At 62.4% G+C, this 16,192-nt stretch carries 13 protein-coding genes; 8 read left to right on the forward strand and 5 right to left on the reverse strand.

What is annotated here, in order from left to right:
- Positions 1–26 precede the first annotated feature (26 nt).
- Together So717_RS12540 and So717_RS12545 are read left to right on the forward strand one after the other, a co-directional pair.
- Positions 27–1,397: a glutamate--cysteine ligase gene (locus So717_RS12540; RefSeq protein ID WP_159977752.1), complete on the forward strand. Its 1,371-nt coding sequence runs from the start codon at positions 27–29 to the stop codon at positions 1,395–1,397.
- Between the two features lie 139 nt (positions 1,398–1,536).
- On the forward strand, positions 1,537–3,393 hold the full coding sequence (locus So717_RS12545; RefSeq protein WP_238840887.1) for an SLC13 family permease: 1,857 nt from the start codon (positions 1,537–1,539) through the stop codon (positions 3,391–3,393).
- Here So717_RS12545 and So717_RS12550 read toward each other — a convergent pair.
- Positions 3,390–4,421, reverse strand: coding sequence for a LacI family DNA-binding transcriptional regulator (locus tag So717_RS12550; RefSeq protein ID WP_159977756.1), 1,032 nt, complete (start codon positions 4,419–4,421; stop codon positions 3,390–3,392). The two genes, So717_RS12545 and So717_RS12550, sit on opposite strands and share 4 nt — an antisense overlap.
- A 109-nt stretch (positions 4,422–4,530) precedes the next feature.
- Here So717_RS12550 and So717_RS12555 point away from each other — a divergent pair, with 109 nt between their 5' ends.
- From So717_RS12555 to So717_RS12575, 5 genes are all read left to right on the forward strand, one after another.
- Positions 4,531–6,060, forward strand: a complete 1,530-nt coding sequence (locus So717_RS12555) for a tripartite tricarboxylate transporter permease (protein WP_159977981.1) — start codon at positions 4,531–4,533, stop codon at positions 6,058–6,060.
- The gene (locus So717_RS12560) at positions 6,057–6,521 is read left to right on the forward strand and encodes a tripartite tricarboxylate transporter TctB family protein (RefSeq protein ID WP_159977758.1); all 465 of its coding nucleotides are present in this window, start codon (positions 6,057–6,059) and stop codon (positions 6,519–6,521) included. Before So717_RS12555 ends, So717_RS12560 begins: the two co-directional genes overlap by 4 nt.
- Before the next feature lie 40 nt (positions 6,522–6,561).
- The gene (locus So717_RS12565; RefSeq protein ID WP_159977760.1) at positions 6,562–7,530 is read left to right on the forward strand and encodes a tripartite tricarboxylate transporter substrate binding protein; all 969 of its coding nucleotides are present in this window, start codon (positions 6,562–6,564) and stop codon (positions 7,528–7,530) included.
- Positions 7,531–7,624: 94 nt separating this feature from the next.
- Positions 7,625–9,028, forward strand: a complete 1,404-nt coding sequence (sauS, locus tag So717_RS12570; protein WP_159977762.1) for an acylating sulfoacetaldehyde dehydrogenase — start codon at positions 7,625–7,627, stop codon at positions 9,026–9,028.
- Complete coding sequence (locus tag So717_RS12575; protein WP_159977764.1) at positions 9,025–10,515, forward strand: AMP-binding protein; 1,491 nt, start codon at positions 9,025–9,027, stop codon at positions 10,513–10,515. Before sauS ends, So717_RS12575 begins: the two co-directional genes overlap by 4 nt.
- 135 nt (positions 10,516–10,650) lie before the next feature.
- Here So717_RS12575 and So717_RS12580 read toward each other — a convergent pair whose 3' ends face one another.
- Together So717_RS12580 and So717_RS12585 are read right to left on the reverse strand one after the other, a co-directional pair.
- On the reverse strand, positions 10,651–12,813 hold the full coding sequence (locus So717_RS12580) for a xanthine dehydrogenase family protein molybdopterin-binding subunit (protein WP_159977766.1): 2,163 nt from the start codon (positions 12,811–12,813) through the stop codon (positions 10,651–10,653).
- Between the two features lie 3 nt (positions 12,814–12,816).
- Positions 12,817–13,281, reverse strand: a complete 465-nt coding sequence (locus So717_RS12585) for a (2Fe-2S)-binding protein (protein WP_159977768.1) — start codon at positions 13,279–13,281, stop codon at positions 12,817–12,819.
- 139 nt (positions 13,282–13,420) lie between these two features.
- Here So717_RS12585 and So717_RS12590 point away from each other — a divergent pair, with 139 nt between their 5' ends.
- Positions 13,421–14,047 (forward strand): TetR/AcrR family transcriptional regulator, encoded by a 627-nt coding sequence (locus So717_RS12590; protein ID WP_159977770.1) that lies wholly within the window; start codon positions 13,421–13,423, stop codon positions 14,045–14,047.
- A gap of 144 nt (positions 14,048–14,191) precedes the next feature.
- On the opposite strand, the gene So717_RS12595 is transcribed toward So717_RS12590, so the two are convergent.
- Both So717_RS12595 and So717_RS12600 read right to left on the reverse strand, forming a co-directional pair.
- On the reverse strand, positions 14,192–15,190 hold the full coding sequence (locus So717_RS12595; RefSeq protein WP_159977772.1) for an ABC transporter ATP-binding protein: 999 nt from the start codon (positions 15,188–15,190) through the stop codon (positions 14,192–14,194).
- Positions 15,187–16,182 carry a Gfo/Idh/MocA family protein gene (locus So717_RS12600; RefSeq protein WP_159977983.1) on the reverse strand — a complete coding sequence of 332 codons (996 nt, stop codon included), beginning with the start codon at positions 16,180–16,182 and terminating at the stop codon, positions 15,187–15,189. The genes So717_RS12595 and So717_RS12600 overlap by 4 nt, the downstream gene beginning before the upstream one ends.
- Between the last annotated feature and the right edge of the window lie 10 nt (positions 16,183–16,192).

The raw sequence follows: 16,192 nt of genomic DNA on the forward strand, positions 1-16,192 counted from the left end.
CGCCACGACTGAACGGAGCCTCCCCCATGTCCATCCCTCAATCCGGCGGCGGACCGATCACGTCGCATGATCAACTGGCGCAGTACCTGGCCGACGGCTGCAAGCCGAAAGACCAATGGCGGATCGGGACGGAGCACGAGAAATTCGGCTATTGCAAGGACACGTTGAAGCCGCTGCCTTATGAGGGGGACCGCTCGATCCGGGTGATGCTGGAGGGGCTGCGCGACGCTCATGGCTGGGCACCCGTGGAAGAGGGCGGCAAGCTCATCGGGCTGGAAAAGGACGGGGCGAATATCTCGCTGGAACCCGGCGGGCAGCTGGAGCTGTCGGGCGCGCCGCTGGAGACGATCCACGAGACCTGTGACGAGGTGAACACCCACCTGCGCGAAGTGCAGGATGTGGCGGACCGGATTGGCGCGGGCTTCATCGGGCTGGGTGCGGCGCCGGTCTGGAGCCATGACGACATGGATCTGATGCCCAAGGGCCGCTACAAGCTGATGAACGATTACATGGGCCGCGTGGGCACCATGGGCCGCGTGATGATGCGGCGCACCTGCACGGTGCAGGTGAACCTCGATTTCAGCTCTGAAGCCGACATGGTGCAGAAGATGCGCGTTGCGCTGGCGCTGCAGCCTGTGGCGACGGCGCTGTTCGCCAATTCGCCCTTCTTCGAGGGGCGGCCCAACGGGCACAAGTCCTGGCGCAGCGTGGCCTGGCGCAATCTGGATGCGGCGCGGACAGGCATGCTGCCCTTTGTCTTTGAGGAGGGGTTCGGGTTCGAGCGTTGGGTGGACTATGCGCTCGATGTGCCGATGTATTTTGTCTATCGCGACGGGCGGTATGTGGATGCGCTGGGGATGTCGTTCCGCGACTTTCTGGACGGCAAGCTACCTACGCTGCCCGGTGAAATCCCGACGCTCAGCGACTGGGCAGATCATCTGACTACCATTTTCCCCGAAGCGCGGGTAAAGCGGTTCATCGAGATGCGTGGAGCGGATGGCGGCCCGTGGCGGCGGCTCTGTGCGCTGCCGGCGTTCTGGGTCGGGCTGATGTATGACCAGACCGCCTTGGATGCGGCCTGGGATCTGGTGAAAGACTGGGACATGGGGACGCGGGACCTGATGCGCGTTGCGGCCTCCATCGACGGGCTGCAGGCCGAGGTGCACGGCATCAAGCTGCACGATATCGCGCGCGAGGCGGTTCGGATCAGCGAAGCGGGCCTGAAGGCGCGCGCCCGCGCGGGCGCGGGCGGCATGGTCCCGGATGAGAACCACTTCCTCAACGCGTTGATGGAGAGTGTGGAAAGCGGCAAGGTCCCCGCTGACGAGCTGCTGGAGCACTACCACGGCGACTGGGATGGAGACCTCAGCCGCATCTATGCGGACTACTCCTACTGACGCACACGCCGGGCATGCGGGGGGCCATACGCAGGCGAATGCAATCCTTTCAGACGTTTTGTTGCGCGAAGCCCGGTGCTGGTGGTAACAATTTGAAAAAAGGGGTGCGGGTTTGGAGCAAATCACCTTAACTTTGGAAATGTCAGTGGTGCTCGGCCTGCTGGCATTCACGGTTTTTCTGTTCGTTTCCGAGGTTGTCCGAATAGATCTGGCGGCCATCATGGTTATGGTGCTGCTGGGGTTGCTCAGCCAGGTGCCGGGGCTTGGTTCTCTGGCGGATGTGAGCCGCCTGTTCGACGGGTTGGCTTCGAATGCTGTGGTCTCGATCATCGCCGTGATGATCATCGGCGCAGGGTTGGACAAGACCGGGCTGATGAGCAAGGTCGCCTCGGTGATCCTCAAACACGGCGGCAAGACCGAAGGCCGGATCATCCCGATTGTGTCGGGCACTGTCGGCGTCATCTCGTCTTTCATGCAGAATGTGGGCGCCGCAGCGCTCTTCCTGCCGGTGGTCAGCCGGATTTCGGTGCGCACCGAACTGCCGCTCAGCCGCCTGCTGATGCCCATGGGCTTTTGCGCCATTCTGGGTGGGACCATGACGATGGTGGGGTCGTCGCCGCTTATCCTGCTCAATGATCTGCTGCTCAGTGCCAATCAGGCGCTGCCTGCGGATCAGCAGATGGCGACGTTTGGCCTGTTCTCTGTCACCCCGGTGGGTGTGTGCCTTGTCGCCACCGGCATTCTCTATTTCACGCTGCTGGGGCGGTGGGTTCTGCCCAAGGGCTCCAAATCCGGCGACGGCACAAGCGGGCAGTCGCTGAAAGAGTACCTCAAGAACATCTATGGGCTGAAAACCGACATCTTTGAAATATCCGTGCCGCACGGGCACCCCTGTGTGGGCGAAACCTTCGATGATGTGATGCAGCGCTATCACGTTTACATCATCGGCAGCGCGTTTCAGGGCAAACGCTGGTTTGCGCCGGTCATCCAGACCCAGATCACCGCGCCCTGCCGCTTGGCGGTGCTGGGACGGCGCAAGGTGATTGAGCAGATGGTCGAGGAGGGCGGTTACATCCTGCACCCCAATCTGGAAGTCTTTGCCGAGGATTATGCCGCCACGAAATCTGGCGTGGCGGAGATGGTGATCCCGCCCGGATCGTCTGTCATTGGCAAATGCGCGCATGATCTGGTGTTTCGTAAGACCTACGGCGCCAGCCTGCTGGCCATCCACCGCGACGAAGACACCATGAGCTATGTGGAAACGGACGAGCATGCGCCTACACCCGTGGGTGAGATCCCGTTTCATGCGGGGGATACGCTGGTCATTCACAGCACCTGGGAGGCGCTGACCCGGCTGACACGTGACCGCGACTTTGTGGTGGTGACCACCAACTTCCCGCAGGAAGAGCTGCGGCCCAAGAAAGTTGGCTGGGCGCTGGTGTTCTTCCTCATTTCGATCTCGCTGATCCTCTTCACGGATCTGCGGCTGTCGCTGTGTCTGTTGACCGGGGCAGTTGGTATGATTCTGACCGGTGTGCTGGACATCGACGACGCCTATGAGGCAGTGAGCTGGAGCACGGTGTTCCTGCTTGCCAGTCTCATTCCGCTGGGGCAGGCGGTGCAGACCACGGGCACGGCAGCCTGGATCGCGCAACAGATTCTCTCGCTGCTGGACGGCTGGCCGCTCTGGTCTTTGCAGGCGGGTGTTGCCGTTCTGGCGACGGTCTTCACGCTGATCATGTCGAATGTGGGGGCCACGGTGCTGTTGGTCCCCCTGGCCATTTCCATTGCCATTGCGGCGGGGGGCGACCCTGCGATTTTTGCCCTCACGGTGGCGATTTCCACCTCCAATTCCTTCCTGATCCCGACCCATCAGGTCAACGCGCTGATCATGGGCCCCGCAGGCTACAAGGTGGTCGATTTCATCAAGAGCGGGGGGATCATGACGCTCCTGTTCCTGGTGGTGTCGCTCTTTGTGATGAATGTCGTGTTTTAAAGGCAGGCGCTGTTGTTGGAGCGCCCGCAGGTGCTGCGCACAAGCAATTCGGGCACGATCAGTTCGCCGTCTCCGGGTGTCTCTGGCGTGACAATATTGCCTGCAATGAGTGCGGCTGCCTTGGCCCCGATTTGCCGCGCGGGGATGCGCACGGTTGTCAGCGCAGGCTCGAATTCCCGCGAGCCTTTGAAGTCGCCAATCCCGGTGACGGTGATGTCATGCGGCACGCGCAATCCAAGTTTCGAGATGGCGTGCAACGCACCCCAAGCCAGCACGTCGTTGCCGCAGAGGATGGCCGTTGGCCTCTGAGGCAAGCCGAGTATGTCGGTGACCGCCGCTTTGGCAGAGGCAACGCTGTAGGGTGTTTCAAGCCGCAAATGGTCAGGGATGGTCACGCCATGTTCATCCAAGGCCTTTTCTACTCCCAGATGACGCTGGGCGGCTCTGTCATTCCCAGCCAGAGGCGGGAAAAGCGTGGCGATCTGGCGATGCCCCAGCCCCGCGACATGAGATCCAACAAGCCGCCCCGCGCCATCATTGTCCGACCCGACGCAGGGAAAAAGGGTGTCCGGCGTGTAGTTCCACAGCAGGACCGTCGGCGTGTTTTGGTTTTGCAGCAACGACAGCGTCTCCTCTTCATGGTCGATCCCGACCAGCGCCACGCCGTCCACTCTATGCTCCAGCATTTTTCGGGTCAGCGCATATTCCCGCTGCAGATCATAGCCGTGCGAGGCAAGCAGGATAGTAAAGCCCAGCTCTTCTATGGCGCCGGCGAAGCTCTGGATCAGCTCCGCAAAGATCGCGTGATCGACCGTGGGCACAATCAGCCCCACTGTTCCGCTGCGGATTCCATGGATCGTTTGCGCGGCCCGGTTGCGGATGTAGCCGAGGCGGCGGACGGCGGCATCTATCCGTTTGCGAGTCGTGGCTTTGACCAGATCGGGGTGGTTGAAGCTGCGCGACACTGTCGAGGGTGATACGCGCGCGGCCTTGGCGACTGCGATGATATCGGCTTTTTTCTGATCCAAAACAGTTTGTTGCCTGTAGTTTGTGTGAGAAAAATGAAAACATTTGCAAAACTATTTTCATCACATACGGTTGTTGGTCAACATCTTGTCTTTTGGGAGGAACGACGAGTTGGAGTTTCTGGCCTATTTCGGCGATGTCTTTGTGCCGGTCAATTTTGGCCTGCTGTTGCTGGGCACCATCGGCGGGCTGATCCTGGGCGCGACGCCCGGCCTGTCACCGACAATGGCGGTGGCGCTGCTGATCCCCTTCACCTTTCGGCTGGAGCCTGCACAGGGGCTGATTTTGCTGGGCGCGGCCTATACGTCGACCGTCGCGGGCGGTGCGGTCAGTGCCATTCTGCTCAAGATCCCCGGCGCGCCCGCCAACATCGCCACAACGCTCGACGGGCATACGATGGCGCGGAAGGGGCAGGGCGCGCGGGCGCTGCATCTGTCGTTTCTGTCGTCGGCGGTGGGCGGTGTGTTTGGCGTGCTGCTGCTGATTTTCCTGACGCCGGTGCTGGCGCAATGGGCGCTGGCCTTTGGTCCGTCGCACCTTTTCTGGCTTGCGATCCTCGGTGTGACGGTGATTGGATCACTCGATTCCAGCTCAGTCGTCAAAGGGCTGCTGTCGGGCTGCATTGGTCTGTGGCTGGCCACGATTGGCTTTGACGATATCATGGGCGCACAGCGGTTCATCTTTCATCCCAGCGTGTCAGGTGGGATCAACGTGATCCCCGCGCTGATTGGTCTGTTTGCCATTCCGCAGGTGATCACGATGTTCGCAAAAGGACGCCAGCGGCTGGATGCGGAGGTGCTGAGCGTAGAGCGGCATCCGGTGGGGCAGGCCGTGCGTGAGATGGGGCGCCGCACGCGCGCGCTATCAATTGGCACACTCACCGGGTCGGTCATTGGTTTGATCCCCGGGGTCGGGGGGCAGATTGCAGGATTGGTGGCCTATGATCAATCCAAGAAGCTCAGCCCCGAGCGTGAGAAATTTGGCACGGGTCATAGCGAAGGCATCATCGCCGCCGAAAGTGCCAACAACGCCATGGTGGGGCCGTCTCTGGTGCCGCTGCTGACGCTGTCGATCCCTGGCTCACCCACAGCGGCGGTGCTGCTGGGTGGCTTGTTGATCCATGGGATTTTCCCGGGCAGTGACCTTTTCGACAACCATCCGCAGGTGGCCTGGACCTTCATCAACTCGATGCTTATCGGCCAGATCTTGATGTGCCTCTTTGGGCTCTATGTGGCGGGGCTGGCCGCCCGCGTGGCCCAGGTGCCCAATGCGGTGATGGCTGCCGTGGTGCTGGGGCTGGCAGTCTTTGGTAGCTATTCGGTGCAGAATTCCATGGGCGATGTCTATGTGATGATGACGCTTGGCACGGGCATGTACTTTCTCGAACGGTTCGGATTTTCGGCGGCACCGCTGGTGCTGGGCCTGATCCTGGGTCCCATTGCCGAGGCGAATTTCATCCAAGGTAGCATGATTGCCACCGCGACCTCCAGCGTCGGGCTGTATTTCTTTACCGGCGCGCTGAACCTTTTGTTGATCGGATTGGTCCTGGTGTCGGTCGGCTATTCGGCGTGGATGGAGATCATGAGCCGCCGCTACACCACCAAGGATGACGCCATCGAGAAAGAGGAGGCGTTGTCATGACCGACCTGCCGCGCAGCCAGCATATCGTCGCCAGTGGCCTTGTCGCCGCCGTGGGCCTTGCTGTGGTCACTATTAGCTATACTCAGGAGCCGACGGCGGCCTTTCTGTTCCCACGGATTATCTCGACCGTATTTGTGGTCTTGGCGCTCTGGACCTTTGGCAAGGCGGCCCTGGGGCGGACCAAGGTGGGCAATGGGTTGGACCGTCGCGCGATGATCAGCATCCTACCGGGGCTGGCTGTGGCGCTGATTTACGTGTTCTGGGCGGCCAAGGCCCTGGGGTTCTACACGGCCTCGACGCTGGCGTTCTTTGTGCTCTTGTCTCTCTACGATCCTGCGCCGCATGGCGTGGGCAAGACCTGGGTCAGGCGCATCGTGATCACCGCAGGGTTTCTGGCGGTGATGTATGGTCTCTTTGCGATGTTGCTCAAGGTGTTCACACCGCGAGAGATATTTTTCTGAACCGCAACAACGGCAGATCAACCTTTGGGAGGAGAATGAGATGAAAAGACTGATAGCAGCCGCCGCACTGGCGCTGATGGGGTTGCCCGGCATGGCTGTAGCCGATGGGCATGCATCCTTTCCGGATCGTCCGATCATGATGATGGTCAGCTATGGCGCCGGTGGGGCCACGGATTTCCAAGCGCGGATTGTGACGATGACTGCGGGAAACGAGGATGCCTTGGGTATGCCCATTGCCATCATCAACAAGCCCGGTGCCGGTGGCCGGGTGGGCTGGAACTGGTTTGCCACTCAGGCGGAGGCGGATGGATATACGCTTGGCGCCTATAACATCCCGCATTTCATTGCGCAGTCGATTGAGGGCGGGGTTCAGTATTCTGCTGAGAGTTTCGAGCCGATTGCCAATTGGGGGGCGGACCCTGCGGTGTTTGTGGTGGGTGCGGACAGCCCCTTCAATTCCATGGCTGATGTGGTGGGCTATGCCACCGAGAACCCCGGCAAGCTGACGTTTTCGGGTGCTGGGTTGTTTGTGGGTCATCACATTGCAGCCCTGCAGTTGGAGAAAGCAGCGGGTGTGAAGCTGGCCTATATTCCTAACAACAAGGGCGGCGCAGGTGCCATGAAAGCGGTGATCGCGGGGGACGTGCTGGGCGGGGTCAATAACCTCTCCGATGCGTTCCGGGCGCAGGAGGCGGGTAATGTGAAGATCCTCGGTGTCTTTGATCTGGAGCGCAATGCGTTCCTGCCGGATGTTCCGACAATGGCGGAGCAGGGCTTTGACATCGACAATGCGAGCGTGAATTTCCGCGGCGTAATGGTGCCCAAGGGCACGCCGCAGCCGATCATCGACAAGCTGGCGGCCACGGTGCCGGATATGTTCGCAAACAGCCGGGTGGCGGGAAAGATGAAAGCGGGTGGCTCGCCCATGCATATCATGACCCGGGACGAGGTGCTTGACATGTGGGCGGCGCGGGAAGAGACGCTGCGAGAGCTTCTTGCGGGGTTGTAAAGTCTTTGGTTTCGCCGCCCTGGCGGCGACCGGGCGGGAGGGGCTCTGCCCCTCCCGCACCCTCCCCGGAGTATTTTTGGAAGGATGAAGGCAGATGACCACTCTTGCCCCTATCGTGGAGTTGGACGCGATTGTGGCCCGCGCGCGTGCGGCGCAGGTGCGATACGAGAGAGACGGCAGTCAGGCGCGATATGATCGGGCCGCCCAGGCCGTGGGCTGGGCGATCATGCAGCCGGAGCGCAATCGCGAATTGGCCGAGCTTGCGGTGCGGACCACAGGGTTGGGCAATGTGGCGGACAAGGTCATCAAGAACCACCGCAAGACGCTTGGTCTTTTGCGCGACATGCAAGATGTGGCGACATTCGGTGTGGTCGATGATGATGCAGAGACAGGGATTACCAAGATTGCTCGGCCCATGGGCGTGATTGGCGCGATTGTGCCCTCGACCAACCCGGCGGCCACGCCAGCCAACAACGTCATCAACGCGCTGAAATGTGGCAACGCGATTGTGGTGGCGCCTTCGCCCAAAGGTGTGGCGGCCTGTGCGCGGCTGTTGGAGTTTGTCCATGCGCAGTTTGCCAAGATTGGGGAGGACCCGGATCTGGTGCAGATGATCCCCGCACCTGGATCAAAGGAAAAGACCCAGCGGTTGATGGAGACCTGCGACAAGGTCATCGCGACGGGCAGTCAGAACAATGTGCACCGCGCCCAGACCTGCGGGACACCGGCTGTGGCCGTGGGGGCAGGCAATGTCACGGTGATTGTCGATGAGACGGCAGATCTGGCAGCGGCGGCGGAGAAGATTCGCGCGTCGAAGACGTTTGACAATGCCACTTCCTGTTCATCGGAAAATGCGGTGGTGGTGGTCGAGGAGGTCTATGACGCCTTTGTCGCGGCGATGGCCCGTGCCGGTGGTGCGGTGGTTGAAGATGAGGCGGAGATCGTGGCGCGGCTTTGGCCCGGGGGCAAGCTGAACCCTGCGGTGATCGCGCAGGACGCGCGCGCAATGATCGTGGCGCTTGGTCTGGAGGGCAAGGTGCCCGAAGGGACCGAATACATCGCCGTGCCGACCTCGGGTGTTGGTTCGGCCCATCCGCTCAGCGGGGAGAAGCTGAGCCGGGTGCTGGCGCTTTACCGTGTGCCGGATTTTGAGGTGGCGGTTGCGCAGACGCGCGCCATTCAGCTGCATCAGGGGGCCGGGCATTCGGTGGGGCTGCATTCCAACGACGAGGCGCGTGCCTTGCAACTGGCTCTTGCTGTTCCCACGGCGCGTGTGATCGTCAATCAGGCGCATACGTTTGCGACGGGGGGGGCGTTTACCAACGGGATGCCGTTTTCACTCAGCATGGGGTGTGGAGCCTGGGGCGGCAACGCCACGGATGAAAACCTGCACTGGCGGCATTTCCTGCAGTACACGCGCATCGTGCGCGAGATCCCCGCGCGGGAGCCGTCGCTCGACGAGATCTTTGGTAAGTATTGGGACGACGCCGGACGATGAGGCTGGAGCGCCACCGGCCGCCAGCGGGCACTGTGCGTGACTGGCTCGATGCGCGGGCTGAGCAGGGTGGGGAGGCTGTGGTCTTCCCCGAAACGGGGGCTGTGCTGACCTGGCCAGATCTGCGGGCGCGTGCGCGGGCCTTTGCGGCGGGATTGACCTTTCAAGGCGTGCAGAAGGGCGAGAGCGTCGCGGTTCTGGCGCCAAATGGGGCTGAGAGCGTCACCGCATTTTATGGCACGCTTTATGGCGGATACCGGGCAACGATGATCAACCTGGCGGCGGGTCGGGATGCGATGTCTTATGCGTTGATCCATTCCGAGGCGCGCTTTGCCTTTGTTCATGAGAGCTGTTGCGCGCTTTTCGATCAGGCGAATGAGGCCGGGATCAAGCTGGTGTCATTGATGCGCGAGGTGGAGGCACCGCTTCATGATGTGAGCCCGGAGGATGATGCGCTGCTGATGTATACTTCCGGCACCACGGGCCGGCCCAAGGGGGTTGTGCATTCCCATGCGAGCCTCTTGGCCGGCGGCTGGACGACGGCCATCGCGCATGAGTTGAGCAGCACAGATCGCGGGTTCTGCGTTTTGCCGATCTATCACATCAACGGGCTTTGCGTCACGGTGCTGGGCAGCCTGGTGTCGGGCGGATCGCTCGCCATGGTCCCGCGGTTTTCGGCCTCGCGGTTTTGGGACCAGGTGGATCAGGGTGCGGCAACGTGGTTTTCGGTTGTGCCCACCATCATCTCGCATCTGCTGCATGGGGCGGCGGAGCCGTCTGTGGCCTGCAAATCCCGGATGCGCTTTGGACGCTCGGCGTCATCGGCGCTGGCGGTTGAGACGCAAGCGGCTTTTGAGCGTCGGTTCTGCGTGCCGATTGTCGAGACCATGGGCTTGACCGAGACGGCGGCGCAGATCCTGTCGAACCCGCTGCCACCGGGGGTGCGCAAGGTTGGCTCGCCGGGTGTTGCCTATGGCTGTGTGGTGGAAATCCAGGATGAGGCTGGCGTGCGGTCTGCGCCCGGCATCGAGGGAGAGATTGTCGTGAAAGGCCCGAATGTGTTGCGCGGATATCTGAAGAATGCTGCCGCGACCCAGGCGACCTTCCGGGACGGCTGGCTGCGGACGGGTGATCTCGCGCGGATGGATGAGGATGGGTATGTCTTTGTCACGGGGCGGTTGAAGGAGCTGATCATCAAGGGCGGGGAGAATATTGCCCCGCGCGAGGTGGACGAGGCGCTTTATGCGCATCCGGACGTGGTGGAGGCGGCAGCATTCGCGCGGCCCTGCAAAAGCTATGGCGAAACCATTGAGGCAGCTGTGCGGCTGCGTGAGGGGGCGAACTTGCAGACAGCGGAGTTGATCCAGCTTTGTGTGGAGAGGCTTGGCAGGTTCAAGGCACCTGACGTGGTGCATGTGCTGGAGGAGCTGCCGAAAGGGCCGTCGGGCAAGATCCAGCGACTGCGCTTGGCGGAGCTCATTTCCGTTTGAGCTTGCCCGGGGGGGAGCGCCCGTGCCCCCCATTGAGGGGGACGCGGGCGCTGTTCGGCAGGTCTGCCGAACGGTCCCAGCGGATGGGGTCAGGTCTGCTGTGCCCCTGCCCTCCGGGGAGGGCAGGGTGCTGGGTCAGGCGAAGGAGACGCCGTCGTTGACCATCGGGAGCAGGGCGACGCGCGGACCCGTGCTTGCGATGGCATTGGCCAGGGCAGGTGCTGAGGGGGGTGTGCCGGGTTCGCCAATGCCGGTGGGCGGTTCGGCGGAGGGCACGATATGGGTCTCGATGGCGCCGATATCGCCGATGCGCAGCGGCTCGTAGTCGGGGAAGTTGGACTGATCCACGACCCCGCCCGTGAGCGTGATCTCGTCGCGCATCGCGTGGCCGAGGCCATAGCCCACGCCGCCTTCGATCTGGGCCTTGATCACATCCGGGTTCACCGCGATGCCGCAATCGACGGCACAGGTGATCTTTTCGATCTGCACGCCGTCCTCCGCACTGCCTGAGATTTCCACCACCTCGGCCACATAGCTGCCGAAGGATTTGTGCACGGCGATCCCTTGCCTGCGCCCTGCCGGGGCGGCGCCCCAGCTCGCTTTTTCTGCGGCGAGTTTCAGCACGGCGGCCTTGCGTTTGGCATCGGTGCTATCGCCCAGATAGGCGAGACGGAATTCGACCGGGTCGCGCCCGGCGGCGCGAGCGGCCATGTCCATCATCACCTCCATGGCATAGGCGGTGTGCGTATGTCCGACCGAGCGCCACCAGAGCGTGCTGGTCGCCTTCTTGGTGTCGGTGAGACCGACGTGCATGCCCGGAATGTTGTAGGGCGTGTCGGCAACCCCTTCGACAGAGGCATGGTCGACGCCGTCATGTACGATCATCGCCTCGAAGGCGGTGCCTTTGAAGATCGACTGACCGGCGATGCGGTGATCCCAGGCGACGATCTCACCCTCCTCCGACAGGCCCACCTTGACCTTGTGGCCAAAGGCGGGGCGATAGTAGCCACCGCGCACGTCATCCTCGCGGCTCCAGACCAGTTTCACGGGCCGCGTGCGGTCGGTGATCATGAAGGCCAGCGCCGCCTCCACCTGATAGTCCGCCGTGGGGGTGGCCCGCCGCCCGAAGGAGCCGCCTGCCAGCATCGTGTTGATGCGGATCTTCTCCATTGGCAGCTCGAAGATCTGCGCCAGCGCCATATGCGGACCGGTGGGCATCTGCGCGCCGTCATGCAGGGTGATACCACCGTCGTCATTTGCCTCGATGGTGCAGTTCAGCGGCTCCATCGGAGCATGCGCGAGCAGCGGGAAGTAGAAAGTCTGCTCCACGGTCGTCGCGGCTGCGTCCATAGGGGCTGGGTCGTTTTTCAGCACGTTGTATTCGGCGTCGCCCTCAAGCGCTGCCAGGATCTCCGCCTTGATCTGGCTGCTGTCGCGAGTCTCGGCATTGGACAAATCCCACTCGACGCTGAGCGCATCGCGGGCCTGTATCGCGGCCCATGTGTCTTCGGCATAGACCGCGACGGCGGCGTTGTTGGGCAGGGTCGCGGCGCGGATGAAGCCTTTGATGTGATGCGCATCGCTGTCGTCAAAGCCCGCGACCAAGCCACCGGTTTGCGGTGGGCGGGCCAGCATCACGACCATCTGGTTGGGCAGATGCACGTCCATGGCGAACATCGCGCGCCCGTCGCCCTTGATCGCGCTGTCGAGGCGGCGCACGTCCGCGTTGCCGATCAGGCGCCACTGATCGGGCGCTTTCAGCACCGGCTCGGATGGGGCCTCCAACGCCGTGGCGGCTTCGACGAAGTCACCCAACGGGGCCGATTGTCCGCCTCCGGTGACCATGCCGTCCGCGATATCGAGGGTTGCGGCGTCGACACCCCAGGCGTTTGCAGCCGCCTCGATCAGCACCGCGCGGGCGGCCGCGCCCGCGGTGCGGTATTGTTGGAAGGAATTGGCCATGGCGGTGGAGCCACCTGTGCCCTGGAACGGTCCGAAGGCGAGGTTGGCGTAGAGCTCGGGGTTCGAGGGCGCAAACTCATAGTCGATCTGGTCCATTCGCAGGCCGATCTCTTCGGCGATCAGGGTCGAGAGGCCGGTTGTCGGGCCTTGCCCTTTTTCGAAGTGCTTGACGATGGCGATGACGCGGCCATCGGCGCCGATTTTCACAAAGGGGTTGATCTGCGCCTGCGTGTTGCCTGCGGCCAACGCGCCATCAGGCCGAAGGCCGACGACCAGAACGGCGCCAGCCGCAGTCGCGCCTTTGAGAAAGCCCCGACGGGATGTGTTCACTGTCATGGCTCAGCCCTCCATGATTTCGGAGGCGCGCTGAATGCCCGCGCGGATCCGTTGATAGGTGGCGCAGCGGCAGGCGTTGCCGTGCATGTAGTCGTGGATCTCCTCGACCGAGGGTTTCGGGTTCTCTGTCAGAAGTCCGACCGCCGACATGATCTGCCCGGACTGGCAGTAGCCGCATTGCACCACGTCCAGCTCTTGCCAGGCCTGCTGCACCGCAGCTCCCGCAGCCGTGTTGCCGATGGCTTCGATGGTTGTGATCTCTGCGCCGTCCACATCTTCGATGTAGGTCTGGCAAGAGCGCATCGGCTCACCATCCACATGCACCGTGCAGGCCCCACAGGAGGCCACGCCGCAGCCGAACTTGGTGCCGGTCAGCTTCAACTCATCCCGGATGACCCACAACAGCGGGGTGCCGGGCTCGGCATCGACCTCATGTTCGACGCCGTTCAACTTCAGTCTCTGGCTCATTCAGACCTCCTGTGGGGGTTGTGCTGGAAACGAATTTTGCTGAGCAGTTGTAAACTCATCAGTTTACACTACCGCTATCTTTGACATTTGTAAACTGGTGCGTTTACCCTCTGGGCCAAGAGTTATGGGTGGATCAGGTATGGACGCGCCGGCCAAGACACCAGACACGAAGCGAGAGCAGATTTTTCAGGCTGCGGTGGCCGAATTTCACGAGAACGGGTTCAGCGCGGCGAGCATGGATCGGATCTCTGCTCGCGCGGGGGCATCCAAGCGCACGGTCTACAAACACTTTGAGAGCAAGGAGAAGCTCTTTCAGGAGTTGATCCGCCGTCATTGGGCCAAGTTTGCGAAGGGCCTTGCGGTGACCTATGCGCCGGGGCGGAGCATTCGCGACCAACTGGCTGATCTTGGCCACGCGGAAGGGCGTCTTCTCACCTCACCGGAGGTGATGGCGACCACGCGTATGGTGATGAGCGAGATGCTGCAGCGGCCAGAGTTGGTGGAAGAGAACGAAGAGAAGACCGACTTCAAGGAGCCGGTTGTGACCCTGCTGACCCGCGCGGCGGAGGATGGGCAGCTGCAGCTGGACGATCCGCGCGACGTGGCGGAGGAGTTTATCGCCCTGCTCAAGGGCAAGGCGTTCTGGCCTGTGGTTTTCCTGGGCGCGCCAGTGGTGTCCGTCGATGAGATGGCGAAGATCGTCGACAACAGCGTCGATATGATCATGAGCAGGTACGGCGCCGAAGGCGTCCGGCCACTGGCCTGAAACACCTTGCTTCGCTCAACACACCCGCGCAACAGGCACTGTTGCGCTGCGCCGTTCCGCCCCCACGGGGCGGCGCGTATGCGCCACCCCTCGGAACGGCGCTTCTGCTTGTCTGTTGGGTGTTTCAGGCTTGTGACTGGCTGCTTAGCGCAGGCGTTGCCCCTGTAGGTCAAAGCGGAAGGCGGCGTGATCGTCGAAATCCAGCGCGATGGTGGCGCCGACCTCCGTGGAGTCCTGCCCAAAAAGGCGCACGGTGATCGCCTCATTCGCCTCCGTGCGCACCAGCAGGTTGGTATCGCCGCCAAGCCGCTCCACATGGGTGACTGTCCCGGTCAACCGCCCCTCTGGGGTGAGGCGCAGATGTTCGGGCCGAATACCCAGCGTGCCGCCATCGGCGACGGGCAGGGGGCCGTGTGCGAGAAAATTCATCGCAGGCGCCCCGAGGAACCCCGCCACAAAGCGGTTCGCGGGATTGTTGTAGAGCTCCATGGGGGAGCCGACCTGCTCCACCCGGCCATCACGCAGCACCACAATCTTGTCGGCCAGTGTCATGGCTTCTGTCTGGTCGTGGGTCACGTAAATCATCGAGGCGCTGAGTTTGCGGTGCAGCGCTGCGATCTCGATACGGGTGTTCATGCGCAGCGCGGCGTCGAGGTTCGACAAAGGTTCGTCGAAGAGAAACAGTTTCGGCTGCCGCACAATGGCGCGCCCGATGGCGACCCGCTGTCGCTGTCCACCCGAGAGGTCGGAGGGGTGGCGGTCGGCATAGGAGGCCAGATCCAGCATCTGTACGGCGGCGTCGACGCGTTCTTTGATCACCGATTTGGGCTGTTTCTCCTGCTTCAACCCAAGCCCCATGTTGTCACGCACCGTCAGATGCGGATAGAGCGCGTAGGATTGGAAGACCATCGCAATGCCGCGTTTGGCGGGCGGTGTGCTGTTCACAATCTCACCGCCGATCTCGACCGTGCCGCTGGTGGCGTCCTCAAGCCCAGCGATGACCCGCAAGAGGGTGGATTTCCCGCAACCCGAAGGGCCGACAAAGACGACGAATTCGCCCTCTTCGACGGTCAGGCTCACATCGCTCAGCACCTCGACCTTGCCAAAGGACTTGTGGATGTTGCTCAGGGTCAGCGCGGTCATGTGCGGTCTCCAAGCTCGAAGGGGCGGCCCGTGCGGATGCTCTCATCCGCCGCCAGGCATATTCGCAGGGATTGCACGGCGTCGGTCATATGGCGGGTCAGATCCAGGTCTTCATCGATGGCCCGCAGCATATAGGCCTGCTCCGCGTCGCAGAGCGCCTGGTGCCCGGGCTCCTCCGGCATTTCGATCACCGTGTCGCCGTCGGGGCGGTGTACGAGGATGGCGCCGACCTTGGTGTGCCCATCCACATCGTCGGAGGCGCCCTTGTTGCCATCGCTGATGGAGACGGCGCCCTGCGGTGAGACCACGTCTTTCACGAAAAACGCTGTCTCTGACATCATCGGCCCCCAGCCCGCCTCGTACCAGCCGACGGAGCCATCTTCGAACCAGACCTGCAGATGCCCATAGTTGTACATCTCCGGCGCAATCTCGTCCGAGAGCCGCAGCCCCATGCCGCTAACACGGACTGGTGCCGCATCGGTGATCTGGCACATGACGTCGACATAATGCACGCCACAATCGACAATCGGGCTGGTGGTTTGCATCAGCGCCTTGTGCGTCTCCCAGGTGGGGCCGTCCGACTGCTGGTTGAGGTTCATGCGGAAGGCATATGGGCCGCCAAGCCCGCGCGCCTCGGCGATCAGGCGCTGCCAACTGGGGTGGTGCCGCAGGATGTAACCGACGACCAGCTTGCGCCCAAGGCGCTGCGCGGTGTCCACTACGCGTTCGGCATCTGCGACATTCGTGGCCAGCGGCTTTTCGACAAAGACGTCCGCGCCGGCTTCCATCGCGGCAATGGCATAGTCGGCGTGGCTGTCGGAATAGGTGGCGATGCAGACGAGATCCGGTTTGAAGGCCAACCCGTCTTCGAACCGCTCCAGCCGGGGATAGCCCTGCAAAGCCTCGGGCAGCGCCACTTCGGAGCGGTTCACAAGGCCGATGATCTGCGTATCGCTGCGCGCATGATAGGCCAGCGCGTGGCTGCGCCCCATGTTGCCCAAT

It is taken from the genome of Roseobacter cerasinus (assembly GCF_009811755.1).
GTDB lineage: Bacteria > Pseudomonadota > Alphaproteobacteria > Rhodobacterales > Rhodobacteraceae > Roseobacter > Roseobacter cerasinus.

What these genes read in the sequence shown, in the direction of transcription:
- So717_RS12545 (WP_238840887.1), top strand. Translation starts at nt 1,537, where the DNA reads ATGTCAGTGGTGCTCGGCCTGCTGGCATTCACGGTTTTTCTGTTCGTT.
- So717_RS12580 (WP_159977766.1), bottom strand. Translation starts at nt 12,813, where the DNA reads ATGACAGTGAACACATCCCGTCGGGGCTTTCTCAAAGGCGCGACTGCG.
- So717_RS12590 (WP_159977770.1), top strand. Translation starts at nt 13,421, where the DNA reads ATGGACGCGCCGGCCAAGACACCAGACACGAAGCGAGAGCAGATTTTT.
- sauS (WP_159977762.1), top strand. Translation starts at nt 7,625, where the DNA reads ATGACCACTCTTGCCCCTATCGTGGAGTTGGACGCGATTGTGGCCCGC.
- So717_RS12575 (WP_159977764.1), top strand. Translation starts at nt 9,025, where the DNA reads ATGAGGCTGGAGCGCCACCGGCCGCCAGCGGGCACTGTGCGTGACTGG.
- So717_RS12595 (WP_159977772.1), bottom strand. Translation starts at nt 15,190, where the DNA reads ATGACCGCGCTGACCCTGAGCAACATCCACAAGTCCTTTGGCAAGGTC.
- So717_RS12540 (WP_159977752.1), top strand. Translation starts at nt 27, where the DNA reads ATGTCCATCCCTCAATCCGGCGGCGGACCGATCACGTCGCATGATCAA.
- So717_RS12585 (WP_159977768.1), bottom strand. Translation starts at nt 13,281, where the DNA reads ATGAGCCAGAGACTGAAGTTGAACGGCGTCGAACATGAGGTCGATGCC.
- So717_RS12600 (WP_159977983.1), bottom strand. Translation starts at nt 16,182, where the DNA reads ATGGGGCGCAGCCACGCGCTGGCCTATCATGCGCGCAGCGATACGCAG.
- So717_RS12565 (WP_159977760.1), top strand. Translation starts at nt 6,562, where the DNA reads ATGAAAAGACTGATAGCAGCCGCCGCACTGGCGCTGATGGGGTTGCCC.
- So717_RS12560 (WP_159977758.1), top strand. Translation starts at nt 6,057, where the DNA reads ATGACCGACCTGCCGCGCAGCCAGCATATCGTCGCCAGTGGCCTTGTC.